This is a genomic window from Acinetobacter oleivorans DR1 (genome assembly GCF_000196795.1).
GTDB lineage: Bacteria > Pseudomonadota > Gammaproteobacteria > Pseudomonadales > Moraxellaceae > Acinetobacter > Acinetobacter oleivorans.
This window is the reverse complement of the sequence record NC_014259.1, coordinates 785498-800151: the sequence shown is the minus strand read 5'-3', so window position 1 is coordinate 800151 and position 14654 is coordinate 785498. Positions and strand designations below refer to the sequence as shown.

Genomic DNA, 14654 nt, shown 5'->3' with positions numbered 1-14654 from the left:
TGTCTACCTCTATCACCTTGATGTTTTTTTAATCACACCATCAAATGTGAAAAAGAGCGGAGAACCGCTCTTTATTTTATTTACGCTTACGTTGAATCGCGTGAATTGCACGACCATCTACAGCAAGTGCAGCTTCATGAACAACTTCAGAGAATGTTGGATGACCAAATGTCATTAACTGAAGATCTTCAACAGAAGATACAAATTCAAGAGCGATCATACCTTGGTGTACGATATCAGATGCAGCAGGTCCAATGACATGCATACCTAATAAACGGTCAGTTTTTGCATCAGCAACAAACTTAACAAAACCAGCACCTTCACCCGCCGCTAAAGCACGACCATTTACAGCAAAACCGAATTGACCAGTTTTAACTTCATGACCTTTTTCTTTAGCTTGTTCTTCAGTTAAACCAACCCATGCCGCTTCCGGATGTGTATAGATAACAGAAATGATTGTGTCGTAGTTCACTTGAGCTGCATGACCGTGAATACGTTCAACAGCCATTACACCTTCTTCCATTGCTTTATGAGCAAGCATTGGACCACGAACTAAGTCACCAATCGCATATACACCTTCTACAGAAGTTGCACAGTAATCGTTTACTTCAACTAGACCACGTTCAGTCAATTTAATGCCTGAATCATCAGCTAATAAACCTTCTGCATAAGCTTTACGGCCTACACAAACGATTAATTTGTCAAAAGTCTGAGTTTTTTCTTCGCCACCTTGAGTGTATTTAACAGTCACTTCGCGACCATTAACTTCAGTACCAGCAACTTTAGCGCCAATACGAATATCAAGACCTTGCTTAGTTAAAAGTTTTTGGTAGTCTTTTGCCAAAGCTTTATCAGCCATTGGTAAAAATGCATCCATTGCTTCAAATACAACAACTTCAGCACCAAGACGACGCCAAACAGAACCAAGTTCTAAACCAATTACACCAGCACCAATAACACCTAAACGTTTAGGTACTTCTGGGAAGTTTAATGCGCCAGTTGAATCAACAATAATATCTTGATCTACCGGAGCTACTGGAATATTTACAGGTACAGAACCAGACGCAAGAATTACGTATTTAGGTTCTAAAACTTGAGTCTCACCTTCGTGTGAAACAAACTCAACTTTTTTACCAGCAAGTAATTTACCAGTACCTTTTAACCACTCAATACCATTGCCTTTAAGCAATTGATCGATACCACCAGTTAATTGGTCAACAATTTTGTCTTTACGAGCAAGAAGCTTAGCAAGATCAAAATTCACTTCACCTGTAGTAATACCGTGATCAGCTAAATGATGCACTGTATCTTCATAACGATGTGAAGAGTCAAGTAATGCTTTAGAAGGGATACAACCTACGTTTAAGCATGTACCACCTAAAGATGGCTTACCGTTGTGAATACGTTTTTCGATACAAGCGACTTTAAAACCTAGTTGAGCAGCACGAATTGCAGCTTCATAACCACCAGGACCACCGCCAATAACAACAAGATCAAATTGTTGAGACATTGTTTATCTCCATGGTCCGAGATAGAGGATCACTCTATCTCGGTAATATTATTCGAAGAAATTAAAGATCAAGGATGAGTTTAGCTGGCTCTTCTAACAATTCTTTGATTGCTACCAAGAAACCTACTGCTTCTTTACCATCGATCATACGGTGGTCGTAAGAAAGCGCTAAATACATCATTGGCAAGATTTCAACTTGACCATTTACAGCCATAGGACGCTCTTGGATTTTGTGCATACCCAAGATACCAGTTTGCGGCTGATTCAAAATTGGAGTTGAAAGTAATGAACCGAAAGTACCACCATTAGTAATAGTGAAAGTACCACCAGTCATTTCTTCGATAGATAATTTACCGTCACGTGCTTTAGCAGCATAAGCACCAATACCAGCTTCAACTTCTGCGTAGCTCATACGATCAGTATCACGTAATACTGGTACAACAAGACCACGATCAGAAGATACTGCAACACCGATGTCATAGTAACCGTGATAAACAATATCGTCGCCATCAATTGACGCATTTACCGCAGGATAGCGTTTAAGTGCTTCAGTTACAGCTTTAACAAAGAATGACATGAAGCCCAAACGAGCGCCATGGCGTTTTTCAAACGCATCTTTATATTGCTTACGCAATTCCATGATTGGCTTCATGTTAACTTCGTTAAATGTAGTTAACATTGCAGTTTCTTGAGTTGCAGAAAGAAGACGCTCAGCTACACGCTTACGTAAACGAGTCATTGGAACGCGTTTTTCGATGCGCTCACCAACAGCTACGCTTAACGGAGTAACGTTAGCAGCTGGTTTAGCTTGATGGTTTGCTACATCTTCTTTAGTGATACGACCACCGCGACCAGTACCTTGTACGTCAGCAGCAGCAATACCTGTTTCAGACAAAGCTTTACGAACTGCAGGAGCTTGACCAGATACAGCTTCAGTGCGCTCAACAACAGGAGCTGCACCAGCTTGAGTTTGAGCAACTGCTTGCTCTACTGCAGGAGCAGCTGCCGCACCAGCACCAGCTTCAAACTGAGCAATCACTTCGTCAGAAAGAACTGTATCGCCTTCACCTTTAATGATTGCAACTAAGCTACCATCTGCAGGAGCAACCACTTCTAAAACAACTTTGTCGGTTTCAATATCACAGATCACTTCGTCACGTGATACAGGTTCACCCACCTTTTTGTGCCAAGTTGCGATGGTTCCATCTGCAACAGACTCTGGGAATACCGGTGCTTTAATTTCGGTTGCCATTATTGAGAATCTCCTGATTGTTCAGCTTCGATTGCCAATGCATCATTAATTAGCTGAGCTTGTTGTTTTGCATGCAAGTACGGTGAGCCACAAGCTGGTGCAGCAGAAGCTTCACGACCTGCAAAACTGATACGGATTTGTTTGCCAGATTTTAAGATATCGTCGTATAAACGCGGTGCGATAAATAACCAAGCGCCTTGGTTCTTCGGCTCTTCTTGTGCCCAAACAAGTTCTTTCACGTTTGGATATGCAGCTAAGATTTCCGCAAGACGTTGTTCTGGGTATGGATATAACTGTTCAATACGTACAATTGCGACGTTAGTTAAGTTTTGTTCACGACGTTTTTCGAGTAAGTCGTAATAAACTTTACCACCACAAAGTACAAGACGAGTTACATCTGACTTGTTAATTTGGTCGATTTCGTCAATTACAGTTTGGAATGAACCATTTGCAAGCTCTTCTAAAGTAGAAGTAGCAAGTTTATGACGAAGTAAAGATTTCGGTGACATTACGATCAATGGCTTACGAATTGGGCGTACAGCTTGACGACGTAATGCATGGAAAATCTGTGCAGGTGTCGTTGGAGTGATCACTTGCATGTTATCTTCAGCACATAACTGTAAGAAACGTTCTAAACGAGCTGATGAATGCTCTGGACCTTGACCTTCGAAACCGTGTGGTAACAACATTGTTAAACCACAAACTCGTTCCCACTTAGTCTCGCCAGAAGCAATGAACTGGTCAATTACAACCTGAGCACAGTTTACGAAGTCACCAAATTGTGCTTCCCAAATAATTAAGCTCTTAGGAATTGTAGTTGCATAACCATATTCAAATGCAAGAACCGCTTCTTCAGATAATAAAGAATCGTAAATTGCAAAACGAGGCTGGTTTTCTTTAACGTGACAAAGTGGAATATACGTTGAGCCATCTACCTGATTATGCAATTTTGCATGACGGTGCGAGAATGTACCACGCCCAACGTCTTCACCAGTAATACGAACAAGGTAATCTTCATCGATCAAGGTTGCGTAAGCTAAAGTTTCAGCAGCCCCCCAGTTCAATGCAGTTTCACCAGTTTGCATTTTCACACGATCTTCAATTACTTTTTGCACTTGACGCTGCATAACAAATCCTTCCGGAAGTTTGCTCATGCCCTCGCCTAATTCTTTTAAGCGATTTAAGTCAAATGAAGTATCCCAATCGTCTGTGTAGTCATGGCCCAAATAAGGTGTCCAATCAACAAACATTTTTGTATTTGGTTCAAGCACTAAAGCATTTGCCACATGGTTTCCCGCTTCTAAATCAGCACGGTAATCTTCAACCATTTGGTCTGCTTCAGCACGATCAATTACTTTGTTTTGAACAAGTTGATCTGCATAGAGTGTACGAGTTGTTGCTTTTTTAGCAATCACTTGATACATCAATGGTTGTGTACCAGACGGCTCATCTGCTTCGTTATGACCACGACGACGGTAACAGAACAAGTCAAGTACTACGTCTTTACGGAATTCGTGACGGAAATCATGTGCTAATTGAGTAGCAAAGATTACTGCTTCAGGATCATCGCCATTCACATGGAAAATTGGCGTCTGAATCATTTTTGCAACGTCAGTACAATATTCAGTAGAACGCGCATCACGTGGATCAGAAGTTGTAAAACCAACTTGGTTGTTCACGATAATGTGTACAGTACCACCAACCGTATAGCCACGAGTTTGTGACATCTGGAAGGTTTCCATGTTCACACCTTGACCTGCAAATGCAGCATCACCATGAACAATCACAGGTAATACATCATCACCGCCGATGTCTCTACGACGCACTTGACGTGCACGCACAGAACCTTCGACTACAGGACCAACGATTTCCAAGTGAGATGGGTTAAATGCTAATGCCAAGTGAACTTCGCCACCAGGAGTCATTACATTACTTGAGAAACCTTGATGGTATTTAACGTCGCCAGAACCTTTCTTATGAATAGCTTTGCCTTCAAACTCGCCAAACAAGTCTGCAGGGTTTTTACCCATAATATTAACAAGAAGGTTTAAACGGCCACGGTGTGGCATACCAATAACAACTTCTTTACAACCAACAGCACCAGCACGTTGAATGATTTCATTCACCATAGGAATAAAAGATTCACCACCTTCTACACCAAAGCGTTTAGCACCAACGTATTTATTGCCTAGGTATTTTTCAAGTCCTTCTGCAGCGGTTAAACGCTCCAGGAACCCTTTCTTTTGATCATTTGTAAAATTAAGCTGACCACGAACACTTTCAAGACGTTGTTGAATCCAACGCTTTTCTTTTGTGTCCACGATATGCATATATTCAACACCGATTGAACCACAATAGATTGCTTCCATTGCTTCAATCATTTCAGCAAGCGTCGCTTCGCTCTTACCGATCTCAAGATTACCGGTATTGAATACTGTGTCTAGATCTGATTTGGTTAAACCGTGAGCTGAAAGCTCTAAATCTGGAATATCTTCACGCTTAGCAAGACCTAATGGATCTAACTTAGCTTTTTGATGTCCGCGATTACGATAAGCAGCAATAAGTTGTAAAACGCCAATTTGACGACGTTCATGCTCAGTACTTACCGTACTTTGTACAACAGGTTGAACACGATTAGCATTACGTCCTAGTAATAGGAATTGCTCACGCACAGCGCCGTGTGGTTGGTCACCCTTTGGATATTTATCGAAATATTGGCGCCAGTCCTCAGCTACAGAGGTTGGGGAAGACAGGTACTGCTCGTAAAGTTCTTCAATATACGCTGCACTATCAGCGGAAAGTTCAGTGTCAAGACGCAATGCGTCAGCAACTTCTTGCATTTGTGGACCCATTTCCTATTGCAAAAAATATTACAGGCTGCCTTTTAAGCACACCCATGATGCATAATGCCAAATTGGTAAAAAAGGCATTACTTACCCAACAGGTCTTTAAGACCATGGGGCGTCATACTACCTAGAGAGGAAACTCCATAGGTAATTAATGAATCACAACACCCTCAATGGCATCATCACTCACCTTATACTCGATTAAAACCGAGCAATTTTTTGCAAATCTTTTTAGAAAAATTAACTTTAAAATTAACTTTTCTAAAATGACTTTAACCATAAAAATTAAGCACAGATCTAAGATTGTGCTACTTAAATTAATTTCACTAGTATACGCTTTTTTCACCTATAACTTTGTGGCAAATCGTATCATGTTCTTAACGAACGATTGATTTTTTTGACACATACCACCTATAAATTGGCGAAATACATATGCGATTTTATCTTTTAATATATGGTGCAATATATAAAAACCTCATCTTTTTCGACCAAAGTCTAAAGTTTACATTATAAAGTTAAAAAAAAACGCACATCAAGGATGTGCGTTCTCTATTTGTGCAGAATTAACCCGCTTGATCTAATAGCATATTACGGATGTGACCGATTGCTTTTGTAGGGTTTAGACCTTTAGGACATACTGACACACAGTTCATGATACCTTTACAACGGAACAAACTGAATGGATCGTCAAGACGAGACAAACGGTCTGCAGTAGCAGTATCACGAGAATCAATAATAAAACGGTATGCATTCAACAATGCTGAAGGACCCAAGAACTTGTCAGGGTTCCACCAGAATGATGGACATGAAGTTGAACAACATGCACAAAGAATACATTCATATAAACCGTTTAAGTGTTCACGCTCTTCAGGAGATTGTAAACGCTCTTTAGGTGGAGCTGGTTGGTTATTGATCAAGAATGGCTGAATCTTGTCATATTGATCATAGAATTGGTTCATATCAACAACCAAATCTTTAACTACCGGCAAACCTGGTAACGGACGAATTACGATTTTCTCTGGTAAATCATTTAGGTTTTCTAAACAAGCCAAACCATTTTTACCATTGATATTCACACCATCCGAACCACAAATACCTTCACGGCAAGAGCGACGGAATGTTAACGTTTCGTCTTGAACTTTCAACGCAAGCAATGCATCAAGCAACATACGGTGCTTGTCAGTCAATTCAAGCTTGAAAGTTTGCATGTACGGCGCTTTATCCTTATCAGGATCATAGCGGTAGATTTCGAATGTACGAGTACCTCTACTCATCTTTATACTCCCGATTAGAATGTACGTGGTGCTGGCGGAATTGCATCAACAGTCAACGGTTTGAAGCGCACTGGCTTATATTCCAAACGGTTATCTGATGAATACCATAACGTATGTTTCATCCACTCATCATCACGGCGACCGTATGAATAAGTTGGGTGATCAGCTGGTAATTCATAATCAACTACAGTATGCGCACCACGACACTCTTTACGCGCAGCAGCTGAAATCAGAGTTGCTTTTGCAACTTCATACAAGTTTTCAACTTCAAGCGCTTCAACACGTGCAGTGTTAAATACTCTAGATTTATCTTTTAAGTGGATATTACGTACACGTGGCTCAAGAGCAAGGATCTCTTTTACACCCTTATCAAGCAATGCTTGAGTACGGAATACACCAGCGTGATCTTGAACGATATCACGAATTGCATCAGCAACTTCTTGAGCATTTTCACCAGAAGTTGAGTCATCCAACTTACGTACGCGATCCAAAGTTTGCTCTAATACGTTTGTTGGAAGTGGCGCATATTCATCACCATGATGCTTAGTTACGTAATCGATAATGTGCTCACCAGCAGCCTTACCAAATACAACCAAGTCAAGAAGTGAGTTAGTACCTAAACGGTTTGCACCATGTACTGATACACAAGAACATTCGCCAATTGCATAGAAACCTTTTACAGGTTTAGTGTAGTTGTCTGTACCCGCTTCAGGTAAGCACACTTGACCATGCATATTCGTAGGAATACCACCCATTTGATAATGGATTGTTGGTACTACAGGAATCGCTTCTTTTGTAATGTCAACGTTCGCGAATTTTTTACCAATCTCAAATACAGATGGTAAACGCTTCATGATTGTATCAGCACCCAAGTGAGTCATATCAAGTAAGATATAATCACCTTTTGGACCACAACCACGACCTTCTTTAATTTCTTGGTCCATAGAGCGTGAAACGAAGTCACGTGGAGCCAAGTCTTTTAAAGTAGGTGCATAACGTTCCATGAACGGTTCGCCGTCTTTATTACGAAGGATTGCACCTTCACCACGACAACCTTCAGTCAACAATACACCAGCGCCCGCAACACCCGTTGGGTGGAATTGCCAGAATTCCATATCTTGTAATGGAATACCAGCACGAGCAGCCATACCAAGACCGTCACCAGTGTTGATATAAGCATTTGTTGATGCACGGTAAACACGACCAGCACCACCAGTAGCAAATAATGTCGCTTTTGCTTGGAATACTGAAATGTTACCAGTTTCTTGGTCAATTGCTGTTACACCAAGAACATCACCAGCTTCGTTACGAATCAAATCAAGAGCGATCCACTCAACGAAGAATTGAGTACCCATTTTCACGTTGCTTTGATAAAGCGTGTGCAATAATGCATGACCTGTACGGTCCGCAGCAGCACAAGCACGTGGAACTGGTTTATCACCATAGTTAGCAGAGTGACCACCGAACGGACGTTGGTAAATTGTACCATCAGCGTTACGGTCAAACGGCATACCCATGTGTTCAAGTTCATATACAACTTTTGGTGCTTCACGACACATAAACTCAATTGCGTCTTGGTCACCTAACCAGTCAGAACCTTTTACTGTATCGTAAAAATGGAAATGCCAGTTATCTTCTTGCATATTACCTAACGACGCACCGATACCACCTTGAGCAGCTACAGTGTGCGAACGTGTTGGGAAAACTTTAGTGAGTACTGCAACTTTCAAACCTGCTTGAGCAAGTTGGTAAGATGCACGCATACCAGAACCACCACCACCAACGATAACTGCATCGAAAGTGAGGTTTTGAATATTTGAATAATCTTCTTTAGGGGTTATCGCGCCCATGATGTCTTCCTATCAATTCGCCCAGAAAATCTGGATACCCCAGATTGCGTACACAAACACTGCAATAATGACAGCCGTCGTCAGTACAAGGCGTAAACCTTTCGCTGAAGGACCCATTTGACGAGTAGTGACATAGTCAGTAAAAACTTGCCACATACCAATCCATGCGTGTGCGATAAGCGATAAAATTGCCAATAAAGAGAAAATCTTCATTGGTAATGTCATCATGAAACCAGCCCATTGTTGATAGTCAAATCCACCTTTGCAGAGAATCCAACCCAAAAGAACAACAGTATAGGCTGCAAGTACAACCGCACTTACACGCTGGATAAACCAATCACGAGAACCTGAACCAGTTAAACCTGTAGCACTTTTCATTAGAACATAATCCATATAAAGGCTGCGATAATAGCTACCACAGATAAGATCAATGAAATTGTCGCTGCTATACGACCACTTTGCAGTTCTTCAGCAAAACCTAAATCTGCAAGTAAGTGCTTTACTCCAGCAATAAAGTGGAATAACAAGCCGGCTACAAATACCCAAACGATAAAACGTACAAGGATATTTCCAAACACGACATTTTTAACGTAGTCAAATCCTTCTGGTGAAGATAATGATTTATCTAAAATCCATAATAGAACTGGTACTAATAAGAAAACGATGACACCTGATAAACGGTGTAAAATTGATGCAATAGCCACGGGTGAGCGTAAATTTACCGCTAACACCTGACCCATGGACAAATTGACAGGTCTGTTGCTTTTCACAGCGGGCATCCTGTAGGTAGAAACTCCGACCGGAGTTTGTTGAATTAATTCCAAGGAAAGCTGGCATTGTTAGGCAAGCACAGCTCATGCCTAACCTATAAACGACACTGAATTATAAAACGCGAAGTATCAAAATACAAACAATCCACTTTCCCATTTAAGCAAAAAACAATTAAATAAGAATCATTAACAATGATATCACCCTATTAACCCTGTTAAAATGGCATGCAGAGTTCCATCATGTTATTGTTTAAAATAACTTTTTATTTAATTTCATTTTTTCTGCAATTTCTTTTAAATAAGCAAACTTTAGACTAAAGATAAAGTCATAAATTCATCATATAAATAGAAAAATGTTAGTAACTGGTCATATTTTCAATAAAAGCTACAATTCAACTAAGTGAAGTTAGTTCGATTCAATACAAATCAGTCAATCTAAAATACATTTGAGAAAGCAATTTTTATTGAAAATAAAATTTTTAATTATTTTAAAGCTGTTCAATTAGCTATTTTTTATACAATTAAACTTAAAAAAACATCAACATTCTTTGTTACAACTAAATAAAAATAGAGTTTTTTTTGATTAGCAATTTTAAATTACACCATGAGTTTTATGATTTTTTTAATTGGATTGGCATTTTCTACCGACTTACCACTCCCAATCTTAATTTAAAAATTTGCTTACAATTGTACTGATACTTCATTTTTTTTCTGCACGTTGTTGTTGAATTGACTTATTATACCATCCCGATGCAGTGATTTTACTGACTTTTTTGCTCGGGTCTTGATGACTAACTCTCTGTGAGAACGTTATTTTTTATCCATAAGTATAATTGACAAAATTTCAGTACTCACTAATCTTATAGCAAATTTTGACACCGTCTGATTCGCACATGAGAACATTAGGATTTCGAGTCAGATCAACATTCACCAGGACAGGAGATCTATTGAATGTCTGAAGCAAATGGCAAAAAAGCCGTATTACATCTTGATGGCAAAGAAATTGGTTTACCAATCTACAGTGGCACTTTAGGTCCAGATGTAATTGATGTCAGCAGCATATTGAAAGAAGGTCATTTTACTTTCGATCCTGGTTTTATGGCGACAGCTGCATGCGAGTCTAAAATTACGTTCATTGATGGTGACAAAGGTATTTTATTACACCGCGGTTACCCAATCGACCAGTTAGCAACTCAAGCAGACTATCTTGAAACTTGTTATTTATTATTAAATGGCGAGCTCCCAACTGCTGAACAAAAAACAGAATTTGATGCCAAAGTTCGTGCTCACACTATGGTTCACGACCAAGTTAGCCGTTTCTTCAATGGTTTCCGTCGTGATGCTCATCCTATGGCAATCATGGTTGGTGTTGTTGGTGCATTATCTGCGTTCTATCACAACAACCTTGACATTGAAGACATCAATCACCGTGAAATCACTGCGATTCGTCTAATTGCAAAAATTCCAACGCTTGCTGCTTGGAGTTACAAATACACAGTAGGTCAACCATTCATCTATCCACGTAATGACTTAAATTACGCGGAAAACTTCTTACACATGATGTTTGCTACTCCTGCTGACCGTGATTACAAAGTAAATCCTGTTCTTGCTCGTGCAATGGATCGTATCTTCACGCTTCACGCTGATCACGAACAAAATGCTTCGACATCTACAGTACGTCTTGCTGGTTCTACTGGTGCAAACCCATACGCATGTATCTCTTCAGGTATTTCTGCGCTTTGGGGACCTGCTCACGGTGGTGCAAACGAAGCTGTTCTTAAGATGCTTGATGAAATCGGCAGTGTAGAAAACGTTGCTGAGTTCATGGAAAAAGTAAAACGTAAAGAAGTTAAACTCATGGGCTTCGGTCACCGTGTGTACAAAAACTTCGACCCACGTGCTAAAGTCATGAAACAAACTTGTGACGAAGTTCTTGAAGCATTAAATATCAATGATCCTCAATTAGCGCTTGCTATGGAACTTGAACGTATTGCATTGAACGACCCGTACTTTGTTGAACGTAAACTTTACCCTAACGTAGACTTCTACTCAGGTATCATCCTTAAAGCGATTGGTATCCCAACAGAAATGTTTACAGTAATCTTTGCTCTTGCACGTACAGTAGGTTGGATCAGCCACTGGTTAGAAATGCACAGCGCACCATACAAAATCGGTCGTCCTCGTCAGCTTTACACTGGCCCAACTCAGCGCGACATCAAACGTTAATATTCGAAAGAACAATTAATGATAAAAAAGCTGTCTTCTGGCAGCTTTTTTATTGGGGTATTTTCAATTCAATTTAAAAACTTATTCTTCATCAAACACACTTAATAAATGATGACTAATTCCATCAGCCCTCAACCAAGCCAATTCATAACTCGCTTTAGCCAAAGCTAGAACACGTCTTTCAAATTCAACCCATATTGTTTTGACTTGAGGTTCTGAAATACCCAAACCACTTTCTGTTGCCAGATGCTTATTTTTTTCACATATTTTCAAAGCATGATAAAGCTTGCGACCTTTACTCGCCCCTTCCATCAACCGAACACGCTTACTTAAAATAAATCCCTCTACATGCTGCAAGTTCGCATGAGGCAACATAGGTACTAGGATTTGATTCAACTGATCATCTAAGCGCTTCCACACAGCCAAGCGTTGCTCTGCTGTATAAGTATTCCATTGAATCACTTCATGGTTAAAACGGCGACAACCACGGCACACCTGATCACCAAAAACTGTTGAACAACGCCCTGCACATGGGGTGAGAGAGAGCATTCGATGATCATTACTCAAAACAAACTCCTTAAATAAACCATATACTTTTTATGGTTTTCTCGCTTATTACACATTTTCGCGCTAAAATATGCGCCTTAAATTTATATCTTAATACATTTGGAGTTTTCCATGAACGCTACTGTAGAACAGCTTGCACCTGTAGAACAGCAAGCGACCGCGGGTTGGGTTGTTGCAGCACTATATCAATTTAAAGAAGTTCAAGATCCTGCAGATCTTCAGCAACGTCTATTAGACTTAGTGAAAACAATTAACCTTTGTGGAACTCTGATTGTAGCAGGTGAAGGAATTAATGGTACTGTTGCGGGCGATCGTGTAGCAATTGATAGTCTCTATCAATTTTTGCTTAATGAAGGTTTTACTTCTATGGAATACAAAGAATCCCATAGTTCTGACAAACCTTTCCGTAAAATGAAAATTAAACTTAAAGAAGAGATTGTGACTTTAGGTGTTGAGGTTAAACCCCGCGACCTAGTGGGCCACTACCTTGATCCAAAAGAATGGAATGATTTAATTGCACGTGATGATGTAATTTTAATCGATACGCGTAATGATTATGAATATAAGGCGGGTACTTTCAAAGGTGCAATCGACCCGAAAACTGAGACATTCCGTGAGTTCCCAGAATATGTCAAAAAAGAGCTAGAGCAACATAAAGATAAAAAAATTGCGATGTTCTGCACAGGCGGTATTCGCTGTGAAAAATCAACATCTTTACTTCTTCAAGAAGGCTTCCAAGAGGTTTACCATCTCAAAGGCGGTATCCTTAAATACCTAGAAGAAACCCCTGCTGATGAAAGTTTATGGGAAGGCGAATGTTTCGTATTTGACGGACGTACTGCTGTAACTCATGGCGTTGAGGAAGGCGTAAATATTAAATGTCATGCTTGTGGTTGGCCATTAACTCCTGAAGAGTCAGCTTTAACGAGTTATGAACATGGTGTTTCATGTGTGTATTGCATCGACAAGACAACTGAAAAACAAAAAGCTGGTTTCCGTATGCGCCAGTCGCAAATTGCAGCTGCAAAGCGTAAACGCTTGTAATAAAAAGAGGAGGATCAAATGATCCTCCTCTTCCACCTAATGAATCTATTAAAAATCAATATTATTTATACTGCTCCATAATTTTCTTAAACTCCATACTTACACAATTCATTGGTGCAACAGTTGGAGATTTCCCAACAACAGCTCTTAACTTCCCATCATTAGAAAAGTCTAATCCAATCTGACTATAGGTATTAATATCTGTATAAGGTCCTGTATTAATTACAATATCTACAATATCTAACTCACCCTCATCAAAAGTAAAGCTCATTCCATCTTCTTGTTCTTGATCCAATAATGCTGATACTGTTTGATTCCCTTTGGTTAAACTCACTTTATTACCTTGTTTTACCAAAACACACTTTTCATCTGAGTCGGCAGCCACCAAATTACTTTCAATGAAATTATTAATAACCTTATCTGAACATTTATTGTATTGCTGCATATTCTCTAATGCAGGAAGTATTTGACAGGCATTCGTATTAAAATTAAAAATCATTGGTATTGAGTTATTCAAAATATCAACTTTCTTAGGTAATTGAGATAAATTTCCATCTTTAATTAACATTAATAGTGCATCATAGTCTTTAATATTTCTATTATTCTTAATAGCTTCCAATAACTCTTGAATAGCTTGATAAATAGGGCTATTTGCTTTCATCTCAGCATTAAATAGATCCACATCATTATTAACACTGTACCCCTTTTTAATAAGTTCAGTTACCAAGGCAGAATTTGCAGAATTTAACTTTTCTGTAGCCATGGTTCCAGATTGATACCACGTTGCAGGAACTTGGTTACTGGCATACGCAACGACCATATCCGTAAGCGGATTAATATTTACATTACCCTCACGCTCAACATAACTATAGTAGCTTTGTCCATTAGCTTTTACCTGTAAACGACAAGGAAACTTACTATTGTCTACTTCACCTTGCCACTTACCTTGGGTATTAACATTTACAGTATTTTTAAAACCGATTCCATCTTTACAAATTGCTGTTACATTTGCACCATTCAAAGCAGAAGTTGAAAATGCTGTACCAGAGATTAATTTATAAGTAACTTCATTTTGATTAGATTGTGAAATTTTCGCTTCAATAACACTGTTACTATTTTCACCACCACAAGCTGTAAGCAATATTACTGAGAGTAAGCCACTAATTTTACAAATTATATTCATATTAAATCGCATTGTTATAACACTAAAGATTTTTATATCGATCATGGACTAATACATGATGATAGGTAAATTAAACTCTATTAAAAGCATAATCATTAAAATAACAATAAATATTATATATAAATAAAATTA

The 14654-nt window shown here is 39.2% G+C and carries 12 protein-coding genes and 1 pseudogene; 3 read left to right on the top strand and 10 right to left on the bottom strand.

Features of this window, described 5'->3' with window-relative positions:
* Positions 1-76 precede the first annotated feature (76 nt).
* From lpdA to sdhC, 8 genes are all read right to left on the bottom strand, one after another.
* Positions 77-1510, bottom strand: coding sequence for a dihydrolipoyl dehydrogenase (gene lpdA, locus AOLE_RS03840; protein WP_005310073.1), 1434 nt, complete (start codon positions 1508-1510; stop codon positions 77-79).
* A gap of 61 nt (positions 1511-1571) precedes the next feature.
* Positions 1572-2762, bottom strand: coding sequence for a 2-oxoglutarate dehydrogenase complex dihydrolipoyllysine-residue succinyltransferase (odhB, locus tag AOLE_RS03835; RefSeq protein WP_005310070.1), 1191 nt, complete (start codon positions 2760-2762; stop codon positions 1572-1574).
* The gene (locus AOLE_RS03830) at positions 2762-5602 is read right to left on the bottom strand and encodes a 2-oxoglutarate dehydrogenase E1 component (protein WP_013196984.1); all 2841 of its coding nucleotides are present in this window, start codon (positions 5600-5602) and stop codon (positions 2762-2764) included. The genes odhB and AOLE_RS03830 overlap by 1 nt, the downstream gene beginning before the upstream one ends.
* Before the next feature lie 157 nt (positions 5603-5759).
* Complete coding sequence (locus AOLE_RS03825; protein ID WP_002116082.1) at positions 5760-5888, bottom strand: hypothetical protein; 129 nt, start codon at positions 5886-5888, stop codon at positions 5760-5762.
* A gap of 283 nt (positions 5889-6171) precedes the next feature.
* Positions 6172-6882, bottom strand: coding sequence for a succinate dehydrogenase iron-sulfur subunit (locus tag AOLE_RS03820; RefSeq protein WP_003655458.1), 711 nt, complete (start codon positions 6880-6882; stop codon positions 6172-6174).
* A gap of 14 nt (positions 6883-6896) precedes the next feature.
* The gene (sdhA, locus tag AOLE_RS03815) at positions 6897-8732 is read right to left on the bottom strand and encodes a succinate dehydrogenase flavoprotein subunit (RefSeq protein WP_013196983.1); all 1836 of its coding nucleotides are present in this window, start codon (positions 8730-8732) and stop codon (positions 6897-6899) included.
* Between the two features lie 12 nt (positions 8733-8744).
* Positions 8745-9110 carry a succinate dehydrogenase, hydrophobic membrane anchor protein gene (sdhD, locus tag AOLE_RS03810; RefSeq protein WP_003655454.1) on the bottom strand — a complete coding sequence of 122 codons (366 nt, stop codon included), beginning with the start codon at positions 9108-9110 and terminating at the stop codon, positions 8745-8747.
* Complete coding sequence (gene sdhC / locus AOLE_RS03805; protein WP_081399112.1) at positions 9110-9511, bottom strand: succinate dehydrogenase, cytochrome b556 subunit; 402 nt, start codon at positions 9509-9511, stop codon at positions 9110-9112. The genes sdhD and sdhC overlap by 1 nt, the downstream gene beginning before the upstream one ends.
* Positions 9512-10008: 497 nt before the next feature.
* On the opposite strand from sdhC, the pseudogene AOLE_RS20860 reads away from it, so the two are divergent.
* A pseudogene (locus AOLE_RS20860) lies at positions 10009-10089 on the top strand (hypothetical protein); the annotation flags it as partial.
* A gap of 364 nt (positions 10090-10453) precedes the next feature.
* Positions 10454-11728 (top strand): citrate synthase, encoded by a 1275-nt coding sequence (gltA, locus tag AOLE_RS03800; RefSeq protein ID WP_004789414.1) that lies wholly within the window; start codon positions 10454-10456, stop codon positions 11726-11728.
* Between the two features lie 81 nt (positions 11729-11809).
* Here the strand turns inward: gltA and AOLE_RS03795 are convergent, their stop codons facing one another.
* Positions 11810-12295, bottom strand: coding sequence for a DUF1289 domain-containing protein (locus AOLE_RS03795; protein ID WP_005310058.1), 486 nt, complete (start codon positions 12293-12295; stop codon positions 11810-11812).
* A 111-nt stretch (positions 12296-12406) separates the two neighbouring features.
* Between AOLE_RS03795 and trhO the strand changes: the two genes are divergently transcribed.
* Positions 12407-13339 carry an oxygen-dependent tRNA uridine(34) hydroxylase TrhO gene (gene trhO / locus AOLE_RS03790; RefSeq protein ID WP_013196980.1) on the top strand — a complete coding sequence of 311 codons (933 nt, stop codon included), beginning with the start codon at positions 12407-12409 and terminating at the stop codon, positions 13337-13339.
* 61 nt (positions 13340-13400) lie between these two features.
* Here the strand turns inward: trhO and AOLE_RS03785 are convergent, their stop codons facing one another.
* Positions 13401-14522, bottom strand: coding sequence for a hypothetical protein (locus tag AOLE_RS03785; RefSeq protein ID WP_013196979.1), 1122 nt, complete (start codon positions 14520-14522; stop codon positions 13401-13403).
* Positions 14523-14654: the final 132 nt, after the last annotated feature.

Bases quoted from the DNA above. Each gene is read 5' to 3' on its own strand.
- gltA (WP_004789414.1), top strand. From the start codon at position 10,454: ATGTCTGAAGCAAATGGCAAAAAAGCCGTATTACATCTTGATGGCAAA.
- odhB (WP_005310070.1), bottom strand. From the start codon at position 2,762: ATGGCAACCGAAATTAAAGCACCGGTATTCCCAGAGTCTGTTGCAGAT.
- sdhC (WP_081399112.1), bottom strand. From the start codon at position 9,511: ATGCCCGCTGTGAAAAGCAACAGACCTGTCAATTTGTCCATGGGTCAG.
- AOLE_RS03820 (WP_003655458.1), bottom strand. From the start codon at position 6,882: ATGAGTAGAGGTACTCGTACATTCGAAATCTACCGCTATGATCCTGAT.
- AOLE_RS03830 (WP_013196984.1), bottom strand. From the start codon at position 5,602: ATGCAAGAAGTTGCTGACGCATTGCGTCTTGACACTGAACTTTCCGCT.
- AOLE_RS03825 (WP_002116082.1), bottom strand. From the start codon at position 5,888: ATGGTTAAAGTCATTTTAGAAAAGTTAATTTTAAAGTTAATTTTTCTA.
- lpdA (WP_005310073.1), bottom strand. From the start codon at position 1,510: ATGTCTCAACAATTTGATCTTGTTGTTATTGGCGGTGGTCCTGGTGGT.
- sdhA (WP_013196983.1), bottom strand. From the start codon at position 8,732: ATGGGCGCGATAACCCCTAAAGAAGATTATTCAAATATTCAAAACCTC.
- AOLE_RS03785 (WP_013196979.1), bottom strand. From the start codon at position 14,522: ATGAATATAATTTGTAAAATTAGTGGCTTACTCTCAGTAATATTGCTT.
- sdhD (WP_003655454.1), bottom strand. From the start codon at position 9,110: ATGAAAAGTGCTACAGGTTTAACTGGTTCAGGTTCTCGTGATTGGTTT.
- trhO (WP_013196980.1), top strand. From the start codon at position 12,407: ATGAACGCTACTGTAGAACAGCTTGCACCTGTAGAACAGCAAGCGACC.